General features: G+C 31.3%; 27 protein-coding genes. 16 read left to right on the top strand and 11 right to left on the bottom strand.

The annotated features are described in order from the left end of the window. Position 1: 1 nt before the first annotated feature. Positions 2 to 691, bottom strand: a complete 690-nt coding sequence (locus FF125_RS00570; protein WP_117883831.1) for a response regulator transcription factor — start codon at positions 689 to 691, stop codon at positions 2 to 4. A 298-nt stretch (positions 692 to 989) separates the two neighbouring features. Between FF125_RS00570 and FF125_RS00565 the strand changes: the two genes are divergently transcribed. Beyond that, positions 990 to 1,334 (top strand): T9SS type A sorting domain-containing protein, encoded by a 345-nt coding sequence (locus FF125_RS00565; RefSeq protein ID WP_138947957.1) that lies wholly within the window; start codon positions 990 to 992, stop codon positions 1,332 to 1,334. Between the two features lie 101 nt (positions 1,335 to 1,435). Continuing rightward, entirely contained in the window at positions 1,436 to 2,158 is a 723-nt protein-coding gene (locus FF125_RS00560) for a 3'-5' exonuclease (RefSeq protein ID WP_117883829.1), read from the top strand. Here FF125_RS00560 and FF125_RS00555 read toward each other — a convergent pair. From FF125_RS00555 to FF125_RS00540, 4 genes are all read right to left on the bottom strand, one after another. Further along, positions 2,142 to 4,019, bottom strand: a complete 1,878-nt coding sequence (locus FF125_RS00555) for an ABC-F family ATP-binding cassette domain-containing protein (protein WP_138947956.1) — start codon at positions 4,017 to 4,019, stop codon at positions 2,142 to 2,144. The two genes, FF125_RS00560 and FF125_RS00555, sit on opposite strands and share 17 nt — an antisense overlap. A gap of 92 nt (positions 4,020 to 4,111) precedes the next feature. Continuing rightward, entirely contained in the window at positions 4,112 to 4,666 is a 555-nt protein-coding gene (locus tag FF125_RS00550) for a thioredoxin family protein (RefSeq protein ID WP_138947955.1), read from the bottom strand. Positions 4,667 to 4,743: 77 nt separating this feature from the next. After that, positions 4,744 to 6,528, bottom strand: coding sequence for a peptide MFS transporter (locus FF125_RS00545; RefSeq protein ID WP_138947954.1), 1,785 nt, complete (start codon positions 6,526 to 6,528; stop codon positions 4,744 to 4,746). 29 nt (positions 6,529 to 6,557) lie between these two features. Then, positions 6,558 to 7,934, bottom strand: a complete 1,377-nt coding sequence (locus tag FF125_RS00540) for a peptide MFS transporter (protein ID WP_138947953.1) — start codon at positions 7,932 to 7,934, stop codon at positions 6,558 to 6,560. A gap of 151 nt (positions 7,935 to 8,085) precedes the next feature. On the opposite strand from FF125_RS00540, the gene FF125_RS00535 reads away from it, so the two are divergent. The 9 genes from FF125_RS00535 (at position 8,086) to FF125_RS00495 (ending at position 16,394) form a co-directional block, all read left to right on the top strand. Continuing rightward, a complete protein-coding gene (locus FF125_RS00535; protein WP_138947952.1) occupies positions 8,086 to 9,357 on the top strand; it encodes a hydroxymethylglutaryl-CoA reductase, degradative in 1,272 nt (423 codons plus the stop codon). Positions 9,358 to 9,501: 144 nt separating this feature from the next. Further along, the gene (locus FF125_RS00530) at positions 9,502 to 10,110 is read left to right on the top strand and encodes a superoxide dismutase (RefSeq protein ID WP_138952347.1); all 609 of its coding nucleotides are present in this window, start codon (positions 9,502 to 9,504) and stop codon (positions 10,108 to 10,110) included. Positions 10,111 to 10,195: 85 nt separating this feature from the next. Further along, entirely contained in the window at positions 10,196 to 11,086 is an 891-nt protein-coding gene (locus tag FF125_RS00525; RefSeq protein WP_138947951.1) for a DMT family transporter, read from the top strand. Between the two features lie 51 nt (positions 11,087 to 11,137). Further along, complete coding sequence (locus tag FF125_RS00520; protein ID WP_138947950.1) at positions 11,138 to 11,995, top strand: YicC/YloC family endoribonuclease; 858 nt, start codon at positions 11,138 to 11,140, stop codon at positions 11,993 to 11,995. A 136-nt stretch (positions 11,996 to 12,131) separates the two neighbouring features. Then, complete coding sequence (gene gmk / locus FF125_RS00515; RefSeq protein WP_138947949.1) at positions 12,132 to 12,737, top strand: guanylate kinase; 606 nt, start codon at positions 12,132 to 12,134, stop codon at positions 12,735 to 12,737. Continuing rightward, the gene (gene nadD / locus FF125_RS00510) at positions 12,734 to 13,321 is read left to right on the top strand and encodes a nicotinate (nicotinamide) nucleotide adenylyltransferase (protein WP_138947948.1); all 588 of its coding nucleotides are present in this window, start codon (positions 12,734 to 12,736) and stop codon (positions 13,319 to 13,321) included. Before gmk ends, nadD begins: the two co-directional genes overlap by 4 nt. A gap of 81 nt (positions 13,322 to 13,402) precedes the next feature. Then, positions 13,403 to 14,272, top strand: a complete 870-nt coding sequence (locus FF125_RS00505; protein ID WP_138947947.1) for a M23 family metallopeptidase — start codon at positions 13,403 to 13,405, stop codon at positions 14,270 to 14,272. After that, positions 14,272 to 15,771 carry a GH3 auxin-responsive promoter family protein gene (locus FF125_RS00500; protein ID WP_138947946.1) on the top strand — a complete coding sequence of 500 codons (1,500 nt, stop codon included), beginning with the start codon at positions 14,272 to 14,274 and terminating at the stop codon, positions 15,769 to 15,771. Before FF125_RS00505 ends, FF125_RS00500 begins: the two co-directional genes overlap by 1 nt. Positions 15,772 to 15,839: 68 nt before the next feature. Then, the gene (locus FF125_RS00495; RefSeq protein WP_138947945.1) at positions 15,840 to 16,394 is read left to right on the top strand and encodes an MOSC domain-containing protein; all 555 of its coding nucleotides are present in this window, start codon (positions 15,840 to 15,842) and stop codon (positions 16,392 to 16,394) included. 76 nt (positions 16,395 to 16,470) lie between these two features. Here the strand turns inward: FF125_RS00495 and mscL are convergent, their stop codons facing one another. Genes mscL through FF125_RS00480 form a run of 3 tightly spaced genes read right to left on the bottom strand, consistent with a single transcriptional unit; the run spans position 16,471 to position 18,666 of the window. Then, the gene (gene mscL / locus FF125_RS00490; RefSeq protein ID WP_138947944.1) at positions 16,471 to 16,872 is read right to left on the bottom strand and encodes a large conductance mechanosensitive channel protein MscL; all 402 of its coding nucleotides are present in this window, start codon (positions 16,870 to 16,872) and stop codon (positions 16,471 to 16,473) included. Positions 16,873 to 16,923: 51 nt separating this feature from the next. Next, entirely contained in the window at positions 16,924 to 18,027 is a 1,104-nt protein-coding gene (alr, locus tag FF125_RS00485; RefSeq protein WP_138947943.1) for an alanine racemase, read from the bottom strand. Continuing rightward, complete coding sequence (locus tag FF125_RS00480; RefSeq protein ID WP_138947942.1) at positions 18,028 to 18,666, bottom strand: thymidine kinase; 639 nt, start codon at positions 18,664 to 18,666, stop codon at positions 18,028 to 18,030. A 105-nt stretch (positions 18,667 to 18,771) separates the two neighbouring features. Here FF125_RS00480 and FF125_RS00475 point away from each other — a divergent pair, with 105 nt between their 5' ends. After that, the gene (locus FF125_RS00475; RefSeq protein ID WP_138947941.1) at positions 18,772 to 19,482 is read left to right on the top strand and encodes a hypothetical protein; all 711 of its coding nucleotides are present in this window, start codon (positions 18,772 to 18,774) and stop codon (positions 19,480 to 19,482) included. 3 nt (positions 19,483 to 19,485) lie between these two features. After that, complete coding sequence (locus tag FF125_RS00470; RefSeq protein ID WP_138947940.1) at positions 19,486 to 20,088, top strand: DUF4254 domain-containing protein; 603 nt, start codon at positions 19,486 to 19,488, stop codon at positions 20,086 to 20,088. A gap of 39 nt (positions 20,089 to 20,127) precedes the next feature. On the opposite strand, the gene FF125_RS00465 is transcribed toward FF125_RS00470, so the two are convergent. Beyond that, positions 20,128 to 20,595, bottom strand: a complete 468-nt coding sequence (locus FF125_RS00465; RefSeq protein WP_138947939.1) for a hypothetical protein — start codon at positions 20,593 to 20,595, stop codon at positions 20,128 to 20,130. Between the two features lie 106 nt (positions 20,596 to 20,701). Continuing rightward, positions 20,702 to 21,049: an arsenate reductase family protein gene (locus FF125_RS00460; protein ID WP_138947938.1), complete on the bottom strand. Its 348-nt coding sequence runs from the start codon at positions 21,047 to 21,049 to the stop codon at positions 20,702 to 20,704. 50 nt (positions 21,050 to 21,099) lie between these two features. Between FF125_RS00460 and FF125_RS00455 the strand changes: the two genes are divergently transcribed. Genes FF125_RS00455 through FF125_RS00445 form a run of 3 tightly spaced genes read left to right on the top strand, consistent with a single transcriptional unit; the run spans position 21,100 to position 23,940 of the window. Further along, on the top strand, positions 21,100 to 21,555 hold the full coding sequence (locus tag FF125_RS00455) for a DinB family protein (protein ID WP_138947937.1): 456 nt from the start codon (positions 21,100 to 21,102) through the stop codon (positions 21,553 to 21,555). A gap of 2 nt (positions 21,556 to 21,557) precedes the next feature. Beyond that, positions 21,558 to 22,805 (top strand): cation:proton antiporter, encoded by a 1,248-nt coding sequence (locus FF125_RS00450; protein ID WP_138947936.1) that lies wholly within the window; start codon positions 21,558 to 21,560, stop codon positions 22,803 to 22,805. Next, the gene (locus FF125_RS00445) at positions 22,795 to 23,940 is read left to right on the top strand and encodes a cystathionine gamma-synthase (RefSeq protein WP_138947935.1); all 1,146 of its coding nucleotides are present in this window, start codon (positions 22,795 to 22,797) and stop codon (positions 23,938 to 23,940) included. The genes FF125_RS00450 and FF125_RS00445 overlap by 11 nt, the downstream gene beginning before the upstream one ends. On the opposite strand, the gene FF125_RS00440 is transcribed toward FF125_RS00445, so the two are convergent. Continuing rightward, on the bottom strand, positions 23,937 to 24,737 hold the full coding sequence (locus FF125_RS00440) for a THC0290_0291 family protein (RefSeq protein ID WP_138947934.1): 801 nt from the start codon (positions 24,735 to 24,737) through the stop codon (positions 23,937 to 23,939). The two genes, FF125_RS00445 and FF125_RS00440, sit on opposite strands and share 4 nt — an antisense overlap. Positions 24,738 to 24,832: the final 95 nt, after the last annotated feature.

Raw genomic sequence — 24,832 nt, 5'->3', positions numbered from 1 at the left:
TTCAATTTGTAGAAAATTTATAGCCAACCCCTTTAACTGTTTTAAAATACTTTTCACCCACTTTTTCTCTGAGTCTTCTAATATGAACATCTATAGTTCTACCTCCAACAATTACATCATTACCCCAAACATTTTTCAAAATAACATCGCGTTCAAAAACTTTATTTGGTTTAGAAGCCAATAATGCCATCAATTCAAACTCTTTACGTGGCAATATTATTTTAGTATTATCTTTTTGAACAAAATACTCTTCACGATTAATGATAATGTCTCCAATTGTCATTATAGTATTTACTCCTTCTTCGTTATGCCTTACACGTCTTAAAAGAGAATTTACCTTGCTCACTAAAACTTTTGGTTTTACGGGTTTGGTAATATAGTCATCGGCACCAGCATCGAAACCTGCAAGTTGCGAGTAATCTTCACCTCTTGCTGTAAAAAAAGCGACAATAACGTCTTGTAGCTTATCTATTTTTCTGATTTTTTGACAGGCCTCTACACCATCCATTTTTGGCATCATAACATCTAATAGAATTAAATGTGGAATAATCTCTCTTGCTTTTTCTATGGCTTCCAGCCCGTTGGTCGCTGTAAATATTTGATAACCTTCATTTTTCAAATTATAACCCACTATCTCTAATACATCAGGTTCATCATCAACCAACAGTACTTTTATATTTTTTTTCTTCATTTTACATGTTAAATTCCCTCAAAATTAAGGATTAAAAATAATTTTATAAACTTAACAATCTTTTAACTTGGTAATATTAAGTTAACATTAAGCTTTGAATTAAATGCTAAAGTCCTGTATTCGTAGGTGTTATGTTTATAAATAATACAAGTTATAACGGATGCATTTTACTGCAACCACAAAAGTTATTCACAATTGTATTATTTAACTGAAATGTACACAATATTTATCTAATTTTGAATCACTTAATTGAATTTAAGTGCAATCAACCAAATTTGCCGAAAATAATTAAATACGTATGAAAAAAAATTACTTTTTTTTAATATTATTATTGGTAACTACTTGTTTCTATGGGCAAATTGCTGATGATAACGAATCATCACAAAATAGTGCTGTTCAAAAAACAAAAGAAATTAAGGATTTCAAAATTTTCCCTAACCCTGTTGTTAATGGAAAATTATATATACACACGTTTAATAATGCCGACAAAAAAGTTCAACTTTTCAACATTTTAGGGAAAGAGGTGCTAAATATTACCCTAAGAGGCAAAGAATTGAATGTATCTAAATTTGATTCTGGTGTTTATATACTCAAAGTATTTGAAAAAGGAAGTACTTCAATTCGCAAATTGGTTGTCAAATAACGCAACCCAACAACCTGATTTTTAAAAGTGAACTTTAATTAGTTCACTTTTTTTGCTTTAAATTGACTATATTTATGAATGTTAGTTGTCAATTCTAAAAAATGCTCAATAAAATAAAATTAGAGAATATCTTATTCCTGGATATAGAAACGGTTCCAGAAGTAGCTACTTTTGCCGAGCTTTCTGATCTAAAAAAAGAATTATTTGCTAAAAAGACAGAATATCAGCGTAAAAATGAAATTTCTGTTGAAGATTTTTACGACCGGGCAGGAATTTGGGCCGAATTTGGAAAAATAATCTGCATTTCTGTTGGGTATTTTGTCGATTTAGACGGAAATAGAAACTTTAGACTTACTTCTTTTTCAGGAGATGAAAAACAACTTTTAATTGATTTTAAACAGCTATTAGATAACCATTTCAATAAAGATCATCACTTACTGTGTGCACATAACGGCAAAGAATTTGACTTTCCGTACATAGCACGTCGTATGATTATCAACAGTGTACCTCTACCTTCAAAACTAAATTTATTTGGTAAAAAACCATGGGAAGTTGCTCATTTAGACACTTTGGAATTATGGAAGTTTGGCGATTACAAACACTATACTTCATTAAATTTATTAACTAATATTTTAGGAATTCCATCACCAAAGCAAGATATTGACGGCAGCCAAGTAGCTAACGTTTTTTATGAGGAACATGATTTAGATCGGATTGTTAAATATTGCGAGCGAGATACGCTCGCCGTAGCCCAATTATTATTACGTTTTAACAATTTAGAATTACTACAAGAGGATGAGATTGTTACTATTCCATCTTCATAGAAATTTCTAACCAACGTTCTTCTTTAGAAGCTATACTGTCAATAATTTGCTGTAATTGTTGAGAAACTTCATCAATTTTATCACTTTCTACCTCATTGTTCAAAAATTGTAATTCAATCGCCTCTTTTTGTTTTTCTAATTTTGAAATATCCTTTTCTAATTTTCGAAATTCTTGTTTTTCGTTATACGATAACGTTTCCTTACTAGTTGACGTGGCTTTTATATTATCATTAGCCGAAGTACTTTTATCTGTAACTACAACCGCCGAAGCAGTATTTGGTTGTGAATCTTCATATGTTCTATAGTCAGAATAATTACCCGGAAAATCAGTAATTAAACCATCCTCTTCGAAAACAAATAAGTGATCTACTATTTTATCCATAAAATACCTATCGTGTGAAACCACTAATAAATTTCCAGGGTAATCTAATAAAAAGCTTTCTAAGACATTTAGAGTCAATACATCTAAATCATTGGTAGGTTCATCTAAAATTAAAAAATTAGGATTTTGAATTAAAACAGTACACAAGTAGAGTCTTTTTAACTCTCCTCCAGATAGTTTTTCAACAAAATCGTATTGTTTCTTTCTGTCGAATAAAAAACGTTCTAATAGACCACCAGCAGATATTTTCTGTCCTTTTGCAAGCGGAATGTATTCACCAAATTCTTTAATGACCTCAATTACTTTTTGGCCTTCTTTAACATGAATTCCCGATTGGGTATAGTAGCCAAATTTTACCGTTTCACCTAGAATAACTTTACCAGAATCTACTGGCATTTTACCAGTTATCATATTTAAAAAGGTAGATTTACCAGTACCATTCTTTCCAATAATACCAATGCGTTCTCCTCGTTTAAAAACATATTCAAACTTGTCTAAAACAACTTTGTCATCAAAAGCTTTAGAAATATTATGTAATTCCAAAATCTTACTCCCTAAACGCTCCATGCTGATTTCCAACTGAACTTTGTGATCATTTCGTCGTTGACTGGCTTTTTCTTTTATTTGATAAAAGTCGTCAATTCTCGATTTAGACTTGGTTGTTCTTGCCTTAGGTTGACGACGCATCCAGTCTAATTCCTTTTTAAACAGGTTTTTGGCTTTACCAACGGTAGTTTGCTCAATAGCAATACGTTCTTCTTTTTTTTCTAAATAATAAGAATAATTACCTTTATATGTGTAAAGTTGACCTTCGTCTAACTCTATAATTTCATTACAAACGCGTTCTAGAAAATACCTATCATGCGTTACCATAAATAAGGTGATTTTTTCCTTTTTAAAGTAGTTTTCTAACCACTCTATCATCTCCAAGTCTAAATGGTTTGTAGGCTCATCTAAGATCAATAAATCAGGCTTGCTAATCAATATTATGGCTAATGAGAGTCTTTTTCTTTGTCCACCCGATAAATTACTGACTTTAATACTTAAATCTTCTAGCTTTAATTTGAATAAGATTTGATTGTATTGGGTTTCAAAGTCCCATGCTTGATGTTGGTCCATCAAGTCAAATGCTTTTTGATAGGCTTCCGAATCATCGGGATTCTTCAATGCATTTTCATATTGATGAATTACCTTTAAAATAGGATTATCAGAACTAAAAATAGCTTCTTCTATGGTTTGCTCCTCATTGAGTTCATCAGTTTGAGATAAATAGGCAATTCGTAAATCTTTTCTAGAGACTACTTGACCAGTGTCTGGAGTATCATTACCTGTTATAATATTTAAAATGGAAGTTTTACCTGTACCATTTTTGGCGACAAAGGCAATTTTTTGGTCTTTATTAATACCAAAAGAAATATCTTCAAAGAGCACTCGCTCGCCGTAAGATTTAGAAATATTTTCAACAGATAGGTAGTTCACATCACATTTTTAAGGTGTTGCAAAGTAAGTCAATTTTTTGGGATAAATGTGTAGTAAGTTCCCTTCCCTTATTGAAGCATTAAGTATAACGTTTATTCTACCTTAAACTCAGCGTTAAAGTCTTTTTGATAAGCTTCCCACTGCTCTTTTGTAGTCACATCTTTATGTTTATCAGTGGCAAACAATTTTAAGAAAATTTCTAACTGATTTGGTGCGTGATAACCCGTAACTGGAGCTAATAACTCTGCTTTTTCATCTAAAAAAACTATTGTTGGATAGGCTTGCACTCTTAAATGCTGTGCAAATTGATGTTGACTATTTCTTCCTTTTTTAGAGGCATTGTATGCGGGATTTCCGTATTCTTTATCTTTAAAAATAATTGTTTCACCACCTTCAGCATTAAATTTTACAGCATAATAGTTTTCATTAACATAAGCGGCAACATCTTTATTTTGAAACGTATTTTTATCTAACATTTTACAAGGACCACACCATGTAGTGTACATATCCATCATAATTTTACGTGGTTCTTTTTCTTGAGCGGCAACAGCTTCTTCAATAGTCATCCAATTAATTTCACCTTTTTCTTGTGCCATTCCATTAAAGGAGTAAGCTAAAACTGCTAATAGTAATACAATTTTTTTCATGCTAATTTTTTATATTTTGATAAATAAGACGCAAATAATATGCCTAAATTACAAAACGGTATATTCAATTGTTTATTTTATCGAATTCCGTGCATTAGTTTTTTAAGAATTGGATTTAACAGTATTGCAAGAAACCCGACACCAATTGGAATCAATGTGAAAATTAAAAAAAATGCTCCCATGGAGTATTCTTCAGATATTTTATCAATCATTCCTCCCATCGTTCCAGCTGCTTTTTGACCTACAGCAATAGCCAAATACCAAACACCAAACATAAAACCAATCATTCTAGGTGGTACTAGTTTACTTAAATAAGATAATCCTACGGGAGAAATACACAACTCTCCCATAGTATGAAATAAATACGCAAGAATCAGAAAAATAATGCTAACCGATGCTGTTTTTGCTCCTGATGGAATATCTGATGCACCATAAGATAAAATAGCAAAGCCTAAACCTAATAGAATTAAACCAATTCCATACTTCATTGCAGCACTCGGGTTGTATTTACTTTCCCACCATTTTGAAAAAATAGGTGCTAATGTAATTATGAAGAATGAATTTAAAATACCGAACCAAGTAGCATCAATTTCTGTTCCTTCACCTGAAAATTTATCTATTAATCTAATAATGACTAAATACCATAAACCTGCAAATGCAACGCCTAATATGACATTTGATAATCCAATTCTTGAAAATGTCTTTTTAGCTAATAAAAACAACACCCAAGTAATAATCATTAATGGAACTGTTGTTAATAAGGCATCTACAACTTTAAAAATTGAAGCCGAATTGCCAACCAATGTTCTGTCTGTATAATCTCTAGCAAATAGTGTCATTGAACCTAAAGATTGCTCAAAAAATGAAAAGAAAAATACGGTAAATAATCCAAAGATAGATACTGCAACAATTCGGTCCCTTACTAAAGGTAAATATCTTGATATTCTTGTGACTAATAATAATAAAAACAATGCTAATGCGGATAAAATAACCACATTTGTACCACTTACTCCCATAAATTCAAAAGGAACTAAATTTATATCTCCAATTTTTTCTAAGGGATCATTAAACAAATATAAAAGTCCACCAACTGATGATAGTACTATTAAAATATAATCAAAAACAGTAAAGGGGTTTAATTTTTCAACTTCTATAGCTTCCTTTCTTTCTTCTGCACTCTCTTCATTAATGTTTTGAGGTAATTCTACTTCATGCACACCAGAAGGTTTTCCTCCAATACTCCCAAATAAACTTCCTGCTAATAAGAATTGAAGCATTCCTAACATCATAAAAATACCTGCCAATCCAAAGCCCCAAGACCACCCATAATTTTCAGCTAAATAGCCACAAAGCATCATTCCAAAAAAAGCACCAGCATTTACACCCATATAAAAAATAGTGTAAGCACCATCTTTTTTAGACTCCTTGCCTCTATACATTTCTGAAATTATAGATGTGATATTTGGTTTAAAAAATCCTGTACCTATAACTAGTAATGCTAAACCTAAATAAAAAGTAGAAGTAGTTTCTATAGCCATAGACGCATGACCTAACGTCATAATTATACATCCTAAGACCACTGCCATCCTATATCCTGTAATTTTATCTGCTACATAGCCACCAACAATCGGTGTTAGATATAAAAGTGAAGCGTAGGTTCCAATTAATGCTAAAGCATGTTCTCTGGGCCACTCCCAACCCGGATTATCATTTAAAATTGGAGCTGTTAAAAACAAAACTAATAAGATACGCATTCCATAAAATGAAAAACGCTCCCACATTTCAGTAAAAAAAAGTACAAATAATCCAGCAGGGTGCCCTAATACTTTATCCTTAAATAGATTTTCAACATCAGTGTTCATAATTAATTGTTATTTGGGTATATTTTTAATTAGTTTAACAACTCTTCATTTGACATTTCATGTTCATCATCTTCAGCACCGTGCGTAAGGGCCTTTAATTTTTTAAGAAAAACAAAAATTAATAGTCCAAATAAAATGCAAAAAATGGCGATTCCCGTGAAAATTGTGTATTCTCCAAATTGAGATGCTGACTCTCCAAGAATACCTGCTAACTTATTTCCAAAACCAGTTGTGGCAAAGTATAAACCCATCATTAAAGATGCATATTTTGCCGGAGCTAACTTGGTAACAAATGAAAGAGAAACTGGCGATAAGCTGAGCTCTCCAATTGTATGAAATAAATAAGCTAACACTAACCAATACATAGCAGATGAACCTGAAGATTGATATTGAGCTGTTGCTGCGGTCATAAAAAGAAATCCAGTTCCCATAATAATAAGTCCCATAATCATTTTAAAAAGAGAAGAAGCTTCTTTACCTTTTAATTTTCGCTTAGCCCAAAAAGCAGCAACAATAGTTCCTAAAGTTATAATAAAAAATGCATTTAAAGATTGAAACCATGAAGCTGGAACTTCCCAACCCATAATCATTCTGTTTGTATAATCCTTCGCATAAATATTCATTAATCCACCAGCCTGCTCAAATGCACCAAAAAATACAATTACCATTAAAAATGATAGTATTAAAACAATCACTCTATCTTTTTCAATTTTGTTTAGTGGCCTTCTATACGCTTCTTGCTCTTCGGCATTTTTAGATCTTCCTAAATGATTACCTACTCCCTTTAAATATTTTTGACCTAAAACAAATTGAATTAAACCTAATAACATACAAACACCCGCTAATCCAAAACCATAATGCCAACCAATACTTTCACCTACATATCCAACAATTAAACTGGACAAAAAGGCTCCGACGTTAATTCCAATATAAAAAATGGTAAATCCTTTATCTCTTCTAATATCACCTTTTTTATATAGCCCACCTACCATTGTAGAAATGTTAGGTTTTAGCATTCCTACACCTGCAATAATAAAAGCTAAACCTGTATAAAACGCCCACATTTCTTCTATTGCCAAAATACTATGACCTATTACTAAAAGAATGGCTCCAACAATAACTGACTTCTTTTGGCCAAGAAGCCTGTCAGCTATTATTCCACCAGGTATTGAGGCAACATAAACTAACATAGTATACCATCCATAAAGAGCTAAAGCTTCTCCATTTGTCCAACCTAATCCTGCATTTTTTTCAGTCGTTTGTGTTATTAAATATAACACCAAAATGGCTCGCATTCCGTAATAAGAAAAACGTTCCCACATTTCCGTAAAAAACAGAACGTAAAGTCCAATTGGGTGACCAAATAATTCTTTTTGATGCGGTTGTTTCAGGGATGTACTTGACATAAATTGATGGTTTTTTTTAAATTTTGATAAATGTAGTCATTTTTTAAAAAGTGTTTCAAGTTTACGGAAATTAAGTCGAAAATTGGTCTAAAAAAATTGATAATTTAAGTTTGAATAGTATCTTTACCACAGAACTAAATGCAAATTATAGATGTCTAAGACCATAACGGGGTTTTCTAAACTCGATAAAGAAGAAAAAACAACCTGGCTTATAAATAATTTTTTAACTGACTTTCCAGATTCACATTCTGTTTTAAACCAATACCTCAATCCAAATAAGAAATTACAACAACTTCATGATGAATTCATCGAGAATTCCATCTCAAATTACTATTTACCCTTCGCAGTAGCCCCCAATTTTACAATAAACAATAAGGCCTATGTTATACCTATGGTCATTGAAGAGAGCTCAGTTGTAGCAGCAGCATCATTAGTGGCAAAGTTTTGGAGCAAAAGAGGTGGATTTAAAGCTGAAGTGTTGTCAACCACAAAAATAGGCCAAGTACATTTTATGTATGCTGGTGCGTATTTAAATTTAGAAACATATTTCAATTCCCTAAAACCAACATTGTTAAAAGCTACGGAATCCATCACAAAAAACATGCGTAAACGCGGTGGTGGAATTTTAGATATTGAACTTAGAGATAAAACATCTGATTTAGATCATTATTACCAACTCCATGTTACTTTCGAAACAAAAGATAGTATGGGAGCCAATTTTATTAATTCTTGCTTAGAAACGATTGCCAATACTTTTAGAAAAGATGATGTAGAAATAGTGATGAGTATTTTGTCAAATTATATTCCAGATTGTTTGGTCAAAGCTGAAGTAAGCTGTGACATTGACGATTTAGGTGAAAACGGGATGGAGTTTGCCAAAAAATTCTATCAGGCATTACAAATTGCCCAAGTTGAACCTTATAGAGCAGTTACACATAACAAAGGAATTATGAATGGTATTGATGCCGTTGTTATCGCTACTGGAAATGACTTTAGAGCTGTTGAAGCAGGTGTGCATGCTTATGCTGCAAAAAGTGGCAAATATAAAAGTCTAAGCCAGTGTACAATCAATGATGGTGTTTTTAAATTTTGGATAGAAATTCCATTAGCATTAGGTACCGTTGGAGGATTAACCAATTTGCATCCATTATCAAAACTATCTTTAAACTTATTGCAAAACCCTTCTGCTAAAGAATTAATGATGATTGTTGCCGTTGCAGGTTTGGCTCAAAATTTTGCAGCCTTAAAAGCGTTAACCACTACTGGCATTCAGAAAGGGCACATGAAAATGCACTTGAATAATATTTTAAATCAATTGGAGGCAACCAAAGATGAGAAATTGATGCTTGTAAACTCTTTAAACAACCAACATATTACTTATAACTCCGTGAATAAAGCACTGCAACAATTAAGAGTTCAGTAAAAATGAACATAATCTTAATCTATCGTTAAATAAAAACATTCTATACGATTCAACCGACTATTAGTCTCAAAATTTTTATATTTGGATTTCAGAATTGAAAATTCAATTCACAAACAGAGTTTAATCATAAAAAAATATAAAATCATGGCTTTTGAATTACCAAAATTACCATACGCATATGATGCGTTAGAACCAAATATTGATGCCCGTACAATGGAAATACATTACACTAAGCATCATGCAGGATATACAAACAATCTAAACAATGCAATTAAAGGCACTGACTTAGAAGGAAAATCTATTGAAGATATTTTAACAAATTTAGATATGAGTAATGCAGCTGTTAGAAATAATGGCGGTGGTTTTTATAATCATAGTTTGTACTGGGAGGTTATGAATCCTGAAGGTAAAGGTCGTTTATCAGGTCCTTTAAAAGATGCTATCGAATCTACGTATGGAACTGTTGATACTTTTAAAGATGCTTTTGCAAAAGCTGCTGCAACACGTTTTGGTTCAGGATGGGCTTGGTTGTGTGTTCATAAAGGTGGTAAGGTTGAAATCTGTTCAACACCAAATCAAGATAACCCATTGATGCCAGATGTAAGTTGTGGTGGTACTCCAATTTTAGGTATTGATGTTTGGGAACATGCTTATTACTTAAATTATCAAAACAGAAGACCTGATTATATCAATGCATTTTTTAATGTAATCAACTGGAATGAGGTTGAAAGACGTTACGATGCTGCTAAATAATTAGTAAATAAAAATAAATTAATTGTATTGAAAAGTAATGATTTGAGAAATTCAAATCATTACTTTTTCTTTTTTGAATGAAGCTATGCATAATAAAACAAGAGCTTATATTGCCGCTTTTATTGTTGCTCTGATTTATGGTATAAATTATACAGTAGCAAAAGATGTTATGCCGATGTACATAAAACCATTTGGTTTTATTGTAATACGTGTATTAGGTGCTACAATACTATTTTGGATTTTAAGTCTGTTTACCACTAATGAAAGAATAGACAAGGCTGATTTTTTGAGAATATTTTTAGCTGCACTATTTGGAGTCTGCATCAATATGCTTGCCTTTTTTAAGGGTTTAAGTATGACCAGCCCAATAAATGCCTCAGCCATCATGGTTTCAACACCCATTATCGTATTACTACTTTCAGCAATTATTTTGAAAGAAAAAATAACTATTCCAAAAGTTGTTGGTATTCTAATAGGTTTAACGGGAGCAATTATTTTAATAGTTTATGGTAAAAGTGCTGTGCCTGGTGATCATCCGATTTTAGGTAATCTTTTGATTTTTATAAATGCATCTTCATACGGTTTATATCTAATAATTGTTAAAAAACTCACTGTCAAATACAATCCTTTAACTTTTATAAAATGGCTATATCTCTTTGGTCTTCTCTTAGTTATTCCTTTCGGAATTAGCGAAGTGTTAGACATACAATGGAATAGTATTCCAACATCAATCTATTACAATATTGGTTTTGTAATTGTTTTTACCACTTTCTTTGCTTATTTGATAAACTTATTTGCATTAACAAAGTTAAAACCCACAACACTAAGTGCATTTGTTTATTTACAACCTGTAATAGCAACTGCTTACGCTCTTCTTACTAAAAGTGATACACTAAGCAGCGTTAAAATTTTAGCAACCCTTTTAATTTTTGTGGGAGTTTATATGGTAACCTCAGTTAACAGAGCTAAACAATAGAAGCCTGTTAACATATTTTGCGTAAATTTGCGTGAAACTTACCCATATTATATGATACAATCTATGACAGGATACGGTAAAGCCGTAACTGAACTATCTCAAAAAAAAGTAACCGTTGAAATTAAAACGTTAAATAGTAAAAACTTAGATTTAAACGTTAGAGTACCATCGATGTACCGAGAAAAAGAACTCGAAATTAGAAGTAAACTTTCACAACAATTATTTAGAGGTAAAGTAGATTTTTCAATTTATATTGAAAGTACGGGTAGCGAAACCACCTCAACAATTAACCAAGAAGTTGTTAACAACTATATAGACCAATTAAGAAGTGTTACAGAAGTGGCTTCTGAAAGTTTATTAGAAATAGCTATGAGATTACCCGATGTTTTAAAAACGAACCGTGAAGAGTTTGATGAAACAGAATGGACAGAGATTGAAAAAACGATTGATGAAGCCATTGAAGAGGTTTTGGTTTATAGAGCTGATGAAGGAGCTGTCTTAGCTCATGATTTTACTACACGAATAAAAAACATTCAAAAATTATCTGCCGAAGTTGTTGATTTAGATATTCAACGCTTGGCTCAAGTTCGAGAACGTATTGAAAAAGCAGTGTCTGATTTAGTGCAAAATGTAGATGAAAACAGGTTTGAACAAGAACTAATTTATTATCTAGAAAAATTAGATATTACAGAAGAAAAAGTTCGTTTAAAAAATCACTTAGATTATTTTTTACAAGCATTACTTAGTGAAGAATCTAATGGTAAAAAGCTAGGTTTTATTTGCCAAGAAATTGGTAGAGAAATAAACACAACAGGTTCAAAATCTAATTTTGCTCCAATGCAAAAAGTTGTGGTACAAATGAAGGATGAATTAGAAAAAATAAAGGAACAGTTACTAAATGTTTTATAAACAAACTTTATAAAACACATACCAATCAGTATTCTTTTAACATAACAGACTGGTAGTTAACGCTAATTATTAACTAAATCAAATAATTAAACACTGCTAAGTATTTATTAGTGTTTTTAAAAAGGTAAAGAAATATATGTCTTCAAGTAAAATCTCTAATCAAAAAAAAGGTAAACTCATTGTCTTTTCTGCACCATCAGGATCAGGTAAAACTACAATTGTAAGACATTTGCTGGGCCTAAAAAACCTGAATTTAGAATTTTCTATTTCGGCTACTTCTCGTGAGCCTCGTGGTGAAGAAATTAATGGTTCTGATTATTATTTTATTAGTACAAAAGATTTTAAAAATCATATTAAAAATGATGACTTTTTAGAATGGGAAGAAGTCTATAGAGATAATTTTTACGGTACACTAAAAAGTGAAGTAGAACGTATATGGGCATTGGGGAAACATGTAATTTTTGATATTGATGTTGCTGGTGGATTAAGGATAAAAAAGAAATTTCCCGAAGAAACTTTAGCCGTTTTTGTAAAACCACCGAGTGTTGACGAATTAAAAATTAGATTAAAAAAACGAAAAACAGAAAGTGAAGATCGCATTAATATGCGGATTGCAAAAGCTTCTGTTGAACTGGCTACTGCTCCACAATTTGATCAAATTATAAAAAATTACGATTTAGCAGTTGCCTTAAAAGAAGCAGAAGAGTTGGTTGCAAATTTTGTAAATAAAAATACCAAATGAAGATTGGCTTGTACTTTGGGACTTTTAATCCCATTCATGTAGGACATTTGGCCATTGCAAACCATATGGTTGAATTTTCTGATTTAGACGAAATTTGGATGGTAATAACTCCACATTCTCCGTTTAAAAAAAAATCGACCTTATTAGCGGATAATCATCGTTATCAGTTGGTTAGCCTTGCTACAGAAGACTATCCTAAATTGAAACCTTCAAAGATTGAGTTTGACTTACCTCAGCCCAACTACACCATCAATACGCTTGTTCATTTGGCAGAAAAACACCCACAACATCAGTTTAACTTGATTATGGGTGAAGATAATTTGGCTTCTTTCCATAAATGGAAAAATTATGAGGTAATTCTGGAAGAATACAATATTTACGTATACCCTAGAATTTATGCTGGTGAAAAACCTATAACTAGATTTGACAATCACCCAAAAATTCATCCTGTTGATGCTCCGATCATGGAAATTTCCTCTACTTTTATTCGCAAAGCTATCGCCAATCATAAAAATATACAACCCCTATTACCTTGTAAAGTTTGGCAGTATATTGATGAAATGAATTTTTACAAGGAATTCTAGATGAATTAAAAAAATATCTCATTTTGCGGTTTTATAAACCATTTTAAAATCAAAAAACCGTTGTATATTTGTTACTAACTAATGGCAAAAAAAAAGGAAAATAAAGCAAAAATTAAAGAGAAACTTACGTTTAAATACCGTTTTGTGGTATTAAATGAAGATACTTTTGAAGAACGTTTTTCTTTTAAACTTAACAGACTTAATGTTTTAATCTTAAGCTCTTTATTTTCAGTTATCCTAATTGGTTCTACCATTTTTTTAATTGCCTTTACACCGCTAAAAGAATACATTCCAGGTTATTCTTCTACAGCTTTAAAGAGAAAAGCTACTGATTTGGTTTATAAAGTGGATTCTTTACAGCAAAAACTAGCCGTTAATGATCTGTATTTACGTAATATTCAACAAGTACTCACTGGTAAGGTTAAAGACATTGCCGTTAATAGAGATTCTATTGAAGAGCAACTTCGCATTGAAGATGTTAATTTAGATACCAAAATTTCGCCATTAGATTCTATATTTAGAGAAGAAGTTGAACGCGAAGATCGGTTTAGTGTTTTTGAAAAAGCTACCAAAAAAACAGATTTGGTATTCTTTGCTCCTATTTCAGGCAAAATAACCGATGTTTTTAATCCCGAAGAAAAACATTATGCCATAGATATTGCTGTAGAAAAAGATTCTCCGGTAAAAGCTGTGGCTGATGGTACTGTAATCTTTACTGGGTTTACAGCAGAAACTGGGTTTGTTATTATTTTAGAACACGCAAAGGGATTTTTATCTGTGTATAAACACAATTCATCTATACATAAAGAGCAAGGTGATATTGTAAAGACGGGTGAAGCAATAGCCAATGCCGGTTCAACTGGTGAGCTGTCTACTGGTCCTCACCTACATTTTGAGCTATGGAATGATGGTTTTCCAGTAAATCCTTTAAACTTTATAGATTTTAAATAATGAATATCAAATCTATTTTAGCGAAACCTATTGCTAAACGGATCCAAAACAGGGTCTATAAATGGGCCGCAGAACCAAAAAAAACGCAAGAAAAAGTCTTTAAAAAACTAATTGCTCAAGCCAAAAACACCACATTTGGCAAAGATCATAACTTTGAGAATATTAATTCTTATCAAGATTTTAAAACCAATGTTCCCATTAGAGATTATGAAGATTTAAAACCTTATGTTGAACAAATTTTACAAGGTAAATCTGATGTATTATGGCGTGGAAAACCCCTCTATTTTGCCAAAACTTCTGGTACCACTTCTGGTGCCAAATACATTCCGTTAACTAAAGAATCAATGCCTTTTCATATAAAAGCGGCCCGTAATGCTTTATTAATGTATATCGCTGAAACTGGTAATGCTGATTTTGTTAATGGTAAAATGATCTTTCTTCAAGGGAGTCCCATTATTGATGAAAAAAAAGGTATAAAAACAGGTAGACTGTCAGGCATTGTTGCACATTTTGTACCTAATTACTTACAAAAGAACAGAATGCCAAGTTGGGAAACCAACTGTATTGACGATTGGGAGATTAAGGTAGATGCCATCGTTGAAGAAACAATACAAGAAGATATGACTTTAATTAGTGGAATTCCTTCTTGGGTGCAGATGTATTTTGAAAAATTAACAGCGAAATCAGGTAAAAGTATTAGCGAAATTTTCCCAAATTTTAATTTATTCGTTTATGGTGGTGTAAATTTTGAGCCATATCGGAATAAGTTTGAGAAAATGATTGGTAAAAAAGTTGATTCTATTGAACTTTTTCCTGCTTCGGAAGGTTTTTTTGCTTTTCAAGACAAACAAAATGAAAAGGGAATGCTACTCCTATTAAACAGTGGTATTTTCTATGAGTTTATAAAAGCAGATGAATTCTTTGATGAAAACCCGGAGAGAATTACTATTTCTGATGTAGAATTAGAAGTAAATTATGTAATGATAATTTCAACCAATGCCGGTCTTTGGGGTTATAATATTGGAGACACCGTTCAATTTACCTCATTAAAGCCATATCGTATAATAGTTTCTGGAAGAATAAAACACTTTATTTCTGCATTTGGTGAGCATGTTATTGCAAAAGAAGTTGAACATGCTTTAAAAGCGGCTACAGAAGGCACAGGGATATCCGTAAACGAATTTACTGTTGCTCCACAAACCAATCCAGATAGTGGACTTCCTTATCACGAATGGTTTATCGAATTTGAAAAAGAGCCTCTTGACATGACCGATTTTATCTCTAAAATCGACAGTAAAATGCAAGAACAAAACTCGTATTATTATGATTTAATTATCGGAAATATTCTCCAAACCCTAAAAGTCACCAAAATTAAAAAAGATGGTTTTCAAGATTATATGAAATCTATAGGTAAATTAGGAGGACAAAATAAAATACCACGATTATCAAATGACCGAAAAATAGCAGATAAGTTAACATCAAAAAAAGTACAATCTTAAAGCTACTATAAATAAGAATACTTCCTTGTTTCACCTATTTTTCATTAACAAACTAATGCATTAAATCAATGAAAATTATATCTCTCAATATCGGTGAAAAAAGAACTATTCAATGGCGAAATAAAATTGTTGAAACTGGTATTTTTAAATCACCTGTGCAAGAAGCAATTTATTTAGACACAGAACTTGTAAAGAATGATGCTATTGTCGACAGAAAACACCATGGCGGTATTGATAAGGCAGTTTATGCCTATGGAGGAAATCATTATCCTTATTTTAAGGAACTACACCCTAATTTAGATTGGCAATACGGTATTTTTGGCGAAAACATAACATTCGATCAGTTAGAAGAAACTAAAATGCATGTGGGTGAAATTTATCAATTAGGTGAGGTTAAAATTCAAGTTACCAAACCCCGAGAGCCATGTTATAAGTTAGGTATTCGATTTAATGATCAATCAATTGTTAAACAATTCTGGAATTCCACTAAATGTGGTGTCTATTTTAAGGTACTAAAAAAAGGTAGTGTAACTGTTAATGATGAATTAATACTGCTTGAAACCGCGTATGAGAATCCTACAATTGCAGAAGTTTATCATTCAAAAAAACAAAATAATAAATAATTTTATTTTAAAAAAACAAAAAACCCGAGTTTTTCAACTCGGGTTTTTTAGGTCAATTGATTTTGGTTTTCGAAAATTATTTTTTCAATAAATCTCTAATTTCGGCTAATAAATCTTCTTGAGAAGGTCCTGCTGGAGCAGCAGCTTCAACTGGTTTTTTACTTTTGTTATAAGCTTTTACCATCATGAACATTACAAAACCAACAATTATTAAATTGATAATTGAGTTAATCCATGCTCCCCATCGTACAGCATTTTCTGGTTTTACGACAGCACCATCAGCAGCCAATTCTGCTGGAGATAGTATGTATTTCAAGCTAGCAAAGTCCATTCCTCCTGCAAAGTGACCAACGATAGGCATAATAATATCGTTTACAAATCCATTTACTACAAGGCCAACGGCACCTGCTAAAATAACTGCAACTGCAAAATCAATAACGTTGCCAGTCATAATAAAATTCTTAAATTCTTTTAACATTTTAGTTTTATTTTATAGGTTAATAAGTTGCAAATATACAAAATTTAACATTTACTTAACAATTCTTTTTACACGTTGTGAAATTGCCGTTAAAATTTCATAGGGAATGGTATCAATTGCGGACGCTAAATCAATTATTGTTTGTTGATTATTAAAAACAACTACTTCATCTCCTTCTTCACAATTAATATTTGTAACATCAACCATTATCATATCCATACAAACATTACCAACTATAGGTGCTTTAGATCCGTTTATGGTAACATACCCTTTGCCTTTACCAAAAGACCTATGGATACCGTCAGCATGGCCAATGGGTACGGTTGCTGTCATAATATCTCTGTCAGCAGTGTAACCTCTATTATACCCGACCGACTCTCCTTTGTTAATAATATGAATCTGAGAAATGATAGATTTTAATGAAGCTACATTCCTTAGTTGTTCTGTATACTTTTGGTCATTAGCAAAACCATATAGGCTTATTCCTATCCGAACCATATCAAAATGGGCATTGGGATAGTTTATGATCCCTGAAGTATTTGCCATATGAAATATAGGTTGATTGTTTAGTTTTGATTTAAACGTATCAATAATTTTGTTAAAAAGATTAATTTGATTCTCTGAGAATTCTCGTTCATTTAAATCTTCACTAGCCACTAAATGAGAGAATATGGAAGCTACTTTGACAGTTGTTGTATTATGTAAATAACCACTAATTGTATCAACATCTTCTACTTTAAAACCTAATCTATTTAAACCGGTATTAAATTTAAGGTGTATGGGATACTGTTTTTGATTTTCAGATTCCATCAAATCAATAAAAGCTTTTAAGACCCTTTCACTAAATATATTAGGTTCTAAGCAGTGCTTGATTAAAAGTTTAAAATGAACAATTTGAGGATGCAAAACTAAAATTGGAGTTTTAACACCAGCTTTTCGTAATGCAACGCCTTCATCTACATAAGCAACAGCAAAGTAATCTACATTTAGTTTTTCTAAATGTTTGGCAATAACGCAAGCGTCTGTTCCATATCCATAAGCCTTTACAACCGCTAAAGTTTTAGTATTAGCCTTTAATTTTGACTTTATATATTCAAAATTATGCTGAAGTGCATTTAGATTAATTTCTAAAACCGTTTCGGCCGTTTTAGTCATTTACAATTTTGATTTAGGTATAATTTTTTCAGCATCTTTAACCTCAACATGCTTTAATTTTTCTCGCAATATTTCTTTATAATAGGCAGCTCTACTTAAGGGTTCATACTCTTCCGTTTCACCTAGAAACACCAAATTATCATTCTTTATTTTTCTATGACTATAATGTGCTAAATTTCCAGTTTTAGTGCAAACGGCATGTACTTTAGTAACATATTCAGCAGTAGCCATCAATGCGGGCATGGGTCCAAACGGATTCCCTTTAAAATCCATATCTAACCCTGCTACTATAACTCTAACACCTCGGTTTGCCAAATCATTACAAACCGCTACAATTTCATCATCAAAAAATTGGGCTTCGTCTATACCTACTACATCGACATCATTCGCTAAAATTCTTATGTTTGCTGCTGCCGGTACTGGTGTAGAACGGAATTCATTGGCATCATGAGAAACTACGTTTTCATCATCATAACGCGTATCAATTTCTGGTTTAAAGATCTCCACTTTTTGTTTCGCAAATTGAGCTCTTTTTAGTCGACGTATTAATTCTTCCGTTTTACCAGAAAACATAGAACCGCAGATCACTTCTATCCAACCAAATTGTTCTGCCTGATTTACTGTATTTTCGAGAAACATTTTGTAATTTTAAGCGTTGTAATATTAGTAATATGTTTTGTGATTATAGAATCATAACAAATCTATTAAAAATTAGTCCTACAACATAAATAAAATTATCATTTTATGCACAAAAAACTGGAAGCGGAGCTAGTGAGCCTAGCTCATAGTATTTTACAAATGAAAAATAAAGATGAAGTTTTGGCTTTAAAAGAGAAGGCAAGATTAGTTTATGAAAAACTTTCAGTATTATCATTTGTAGACGATTACATTGTTACAACTCCAAATCTTAAAAAAACTAAAGAAGAACTGATTGAAGAAGTTCAGACTAAAATTGAAAATAAGAGTAATATAACATCAGTAGTTCATAAAGTTGAAACATCTGTAAAAATAAAAGAGAAACCAGTTACTCCAAAAAGAGAGGTTGAAGAAAAAAGCATGTTTGAACCTACATTTGACAAGGTTAGAATTGACATTAGAGAATTAAAAGCTAATCAAATAAGTTCAAAAGAAGAGTTTAGAGATTCTATTTCTGCAGATAAGACATCTACACTTTTTGACGATGATGATAGACCTACCGAGAAAAAAACATTGAATGATAAGATGTTTAATAATACAATTCAGATTGGTTTAAATGATAGAATTGCTTTTGTAAAGAATTTATTTAATTTTAGTCAATCCGATTTCAATAGAGTTTTGTCTCAGCTGAATACCTTAAAATCTGAAAAAGAGGCCAAAGATTTTATTTATAATCAAATTAAACCAGATTATAATTGGGCTGGTAAAGAAGAATATGAAGCGAGATTAATTAATATTATTGAAAGAAAATTTTCGTAAAAAATGCAAGCATCAGAATTTAATAATTTATTTGACAGTGTTATTAAAAAATATCACTTAAAAGATTCAGTTGATCAATCTTTTGAAAACCCCTTTAATAAAAACACATTAGAGCATTTACTGTATAGGAAATGCTGGATTGACACCGTACAATGGCATTATGAAGATATAATACGTTTACCAGATATTAATCCTGAAGAAGCATTGACTTTGAAACGAAAAATTGATGCTTCAAATCAAGATAGAACCAATATGGTGGAATATATTGATAGTTATTACTTTGATAAATTCAAAAATATTACAATTGAACCGCAAGCAACCATTAACACAGAAAGTCTGGCTTGGGCAATTGATAGGTTATCGATATTAGCATTAAAAATTTATCACATGCAAGAAGAAGCGAATAGAGCCTCTGCTTCTGAAGAACATAGAGCAAATTGTCAATTAAAGTTAGATATTCTTTTAGAACAACGAGTTGATTTAACCACTGCAATTGACGAGTTGCTGAATGATATATCACTAGGAAAAAAATACATGAAGGTCTACAAACAGATGAAAATGTACAATGACGATGCGTTAAATCCAATGCTATACGCAAAAAAATAGAATAATTAGTAAAGAGATTGAATTTAGATTAATATCTCATTAAAATCGATAGCCAAATTTAAAATTGACACTGTCAACCATATCGTTAATGCCTAAATTGCTATTTTCCGCAACGTTAAAATTACGTCTATAAAAAAATTTAGCATACGCATTTTCGTTAAAATCATATTGTAAACCTATTTCTGCAGAAGATCCAAATCCTGTCGAATTTAATAAGTTACCATAACGGTTAATATTACGTGTAGTATAAACGCTTGGCCCTGCAAAAAAACTTAGCTTTTGATTGATTTTATACTTAAAATGGAGAGGTAACTCTAAACTCATGGCGTCAAAATTATACCCAACACTAATACCCTTTTCTATAAATAATTGGTCCGTAATCTTTGTAGTTGAAGTGAAATTAGCATTAAAAATGCCATCCCTAACTTTTAAATCTGAATTCTTCTCTTTTTGAGCATAAGAAATAGTAAGAATTAGTGAAAATAGAATTAAAATGTAATTTTTCATCTCCTAAGAAGTTATATAATCCAAATTCCACTTCTAAGGTATTAAAAATTTCTTTAATAAACTTATTACCCTTTCCTTTTAACGTTTCTATAAGAATGTAAAAAAGCTAACCTAACAATGCTTTTAATGCTTCAATTGTTTTTTTTGCATTTCCAACAAAAATTTTATCGCCTACAATAATAACGGGACGCTTTAAAAAGGTATACTCCTCTAAAATAAGTTGTTTATAGTCCTTCTCAGTCAAGCTTTGGTTTTTTAAATCCATTGCTGTATATTTTTTTGCCCGCTTATTAAATAGTGCTTCATAACTATTAGTCATAACGTACATTTCTTCCAACTGACTAACAGTTACTGGTGTTGTCTTAATTTCTTGAAGTGTAAAATCATCAGTATTAATTTCTTTCAAAATTCTTCTGCAGGTATCACAAGTTTTTAAAAAATATATTTTTTTCATTCTAACAGATTTAAAAATTAAAACTTTAATTTCACGCTAAATTAAAAAATATGGAGAAACAATTTGATATTTTAAAGGCAAATAGATTATTAATTTTAAAATTAATTGATAATTACTCATTGGAACAACTCAATAAAATACACGCAGGGTTTAAAAATAATATAGCTTGGAATATTGGTCATTTATTAGTTACCCAACAGATACTCTGTTATAAATTTTCTGGATTGCCAATGTATATTTCTGATACAATTATTGAGAAATATCGTAAGGGAACGGAACCTAAAAATGATATGACAGCACAAGAATTAGAATATATAAAATCGCAATTACTTCAGTTAGTAGATCAATTTTATACTGATTATAAAAGCGGTATGTTTAAATCTTTTACTTCATATACCACAAGTGCTAACTTAACTCTAAATTCAATATCAGATGCCATTGAATTTAATAACTTTCATGAAGGTATTCATTATGGTTATATTTTAGCTTTAAAAAACAATCTTTAAACATGGATTATTTTAGTATAGCCACCATTCTTATAGTTTTATCTGCTTTTTTTGGATATTTAAATATAAAATTTATTAAGCTTCCTGATGCTATTGGATTAATGCTAATTACCATTCTATTCACCTTGGCAATTTTAGGATTAAGTTTATTTGATGACACCTTACTTTTAAAGGAAAAAGAATTTATTTCTCAAATAAATTTTGAAACCGTTTTATTAGATATTATGCTGAGTTTTTTGTTGTTTGCAGGTGCTCTACACACCAATTTTCAGCAATTAAAAGTACAACGAAAACCCATTCTAATCTTTGCCACTTTAGGTACTTTTATATCTACATTTTTAACGGGAATAATAGTTTATTACTTGTTGAAAGTGTTAAGTTTTAATGTCGATTTCATTTATTGTTTGCTCTTTGGATCTCTCATATCACCAACCGACCCTATAGCTGTGTTGGGAATTATGAAAAAAGTTGGAGCTCCGAAACAATTAGAAACCAAAATTGTTGGAGAATCTCTTTTTAATGATGGTGTAGGTGTTGTAATATTTTTAACTATCTATCAAATTGCTAAAGGCGGTCAAGATATTTCAATAATTAATGTTTCTAAATTATTTTTAGTAGAAGTTGGTGGTGGTATTGGACTTGGTTTAGCTATTGGTTGGTTAACTTATAGACTATTAAAAAGTATTGATGATTACGCCATCGAAGTAATTTTGACTTTAGCTGCAGTAATGGGTGGTACACTAATCGCACAACACTTTCATTTATCAGCTCCATTAGCGATGGTTACGGCTGGTTTATTAGTAGGCAATGATACAATCAGACAATCTTCTATGAGCGAGCTTACAGAGCAGTATGTGGACAAATTTTGGGAGTTGATTGATATTTTATTAAACACCATTTTATTCGTAATGATAGGTATGGAAATGTTGGTGTTAACTTTTAAAGTCGAATATGTTTTAGCAGGATTTTTAACTATTCCTATATTACTATTAGCCAGATACATATCACTATTGCTACCGATTAAAATTTATGCTAAAAAACTAAATTTTGTACGTAAAACAAATCTAATAATGACATGGGGTGGATTACGAGGGGGTATTTCAATAGCTTTAGCTTTAAGTTTAACACAGGCTATGGAACGTGATTTGTTCTTAGTAATAACTTATGTAATTGTTGTGTTTTCAATAATAGTTCAAGGTTTAACTGTAGGACCGTTGATAAAAAAAATAACAGATAAAGATGAAATTTAATACAAAAACTATACATGGCGGTCAACAAAATGACCCAGCCACAGGTGCTGTAATGCCTCCAATTTATCAAACTTCTACCTATGCACAAAGTAGTCCAGGAAAACACAAAGGATATGCATATTCTAGGACAGCAAACCCTACCCGTACCGCTTTAGAGAATAATTTTGCTGCCATAGAAAATGGCACCCATGGATTTGCTTTTTCGTCAGGTTTGGCTGCTATTGATTGTGTACTAAAACTATTAAACCCAGGTGATGAAATCATAACTGGTGATGATTTATATGGTGGTTCTTATAGAATGTTTACAAAGTTATTTCAAAAATATGGATTAAAATTCCATTTTGTAAATATGGAAGATGCTTCTAATATCGAAAAATATATTAATAAAAACACTAAGCTGATTTGGATAGAAACACCAACAAATCCTTTAATGAAGATAGCTGATATAGAACAAATTTCTACAAATGTAAAAGCCGTTGATGATACTATACTAATTGCAGTTGATAATACATTTGCCACACCTTATTTACAACAACCTTTAGACTTAGGAGCTGATATTGTAATGCATTCTGCCACTAAGTACCTTGGTGGTCATTCTGACCTTGTTATGGGTGCTTTAATGGTAAAGGAAGAGAAATTAGCTGAGGAAATTCATTTCATTCAGTTCGCGGGAGGAGCTATTGCTGGACCACAAGACAGTTTTTTAGCATTACGGGGTATCAAAACCTTACATTTAAGAGTACAGCGTCACAGTGAAAATGGAATAGCTATAGCAAAGTATTTAACAACACATCCAAAAGTTAGTGAAGTTTACTATCCTGGATTAGAAAATAGTAAAAATTATAAAATTGCTAAAAAACAAATGAAAAACTATGGTGGAATGGTTTCGTTTAAATTAAAAGATGAAAGTCAAGAAGCTACTTTCAAAGTCCTTGAGAATTTTAAGATATTTACATTAGCAGAATCTTTGGGAGGTGTAGAAAGTCTAGTAAATCATCCTGAAACAATGACACATGCTTCTATTCCAATACAGGAAAGAGAAAAAATGGGTATCACTACCAACCTCATACGATTAAGCGTTGGTATTGAAGATATTGATGATTTATTAGTTGATTTAAAAAATGCCTTAGATTAATAATTTCTAGCAAACGTATCCATATCAATAACAACACCTACACTAAAATAAATTAAGGTATCATTAAATTTACTAGAGTCATCTTTTTTAGAGTCTAAACCATCATATTTATCTGTAAAGAAATATTGCCATCTAGCATCTAACACTAAATCAAAATTGTCAAATTTATAACGCGTACCAGCACTCATGGTCATGGAAAATGCATTTTGCTTACCTACATAAACTTGGTCTTGCCATTTTGCAGGTAAAACAGATGGATTAGTAGTCCAATCTCCTAAATCAGAAGTTAGTTCTGGTGTAAACATATTAAATTGAAGTCCTGCACTTACATAAGGTGCAAATCTGTCGTCATCATTAAATAAAAGACCATAATCTTCTAAATTTTTAAAATAATATTCTAAAGCTGTACCAATATTAATTGATTTTGTTTTACCATGCATAGCCTTAAGCTCAGCCAGTTCAGCATTCGTAGAGCCATCATCTACATACCGACCTTTGTGTTCTAAACTATTATTAAAATAATATGACACCTCCGTTTTTAATTTAAAATGGTCAGAAAAATAACTTGCTCCATTTCTCCAGTTATAATTACTTCCGTAAAAACTTAAATAATGTACCGCAGCGATACCAAAACTAGTAGCTGTACTACTAGGTAAATGATGCCTTTCACCATAGTCTGTTTGCATGGTAACTGGTCCTGTAGTAATACCAAATTCGTGACTTAACTCAAGCTGGGCGAAAGTTTTAGGCATCGAAAATAGTATGATCAATGTAAGTAATTTATATAATAGTCTCATGTACTCTCCCTTTTGGGTCGCAATTTAGTAAAAAATATGCAATGGCATTATTTAAAAACAGTATTAAAACTTAATTTTATTAAAAATATTGTTTC

It is taken from the genome of Aureibaculum algae (genome assembly GCF_006065315.1).
In the GTDB taxonomy this organism is placed as follows: Bacteria; Bacteroidota; Bacteroidia; order Flavobacteriales; family Flavobacteriaceae; genus Aureibaculum; species Aureibaculum algae.
The sequence above is the reverse complement of the archived record's forward strand: the minus strand, read 5'-3'. Positions and strand labels throughout refer to the sequence as shown.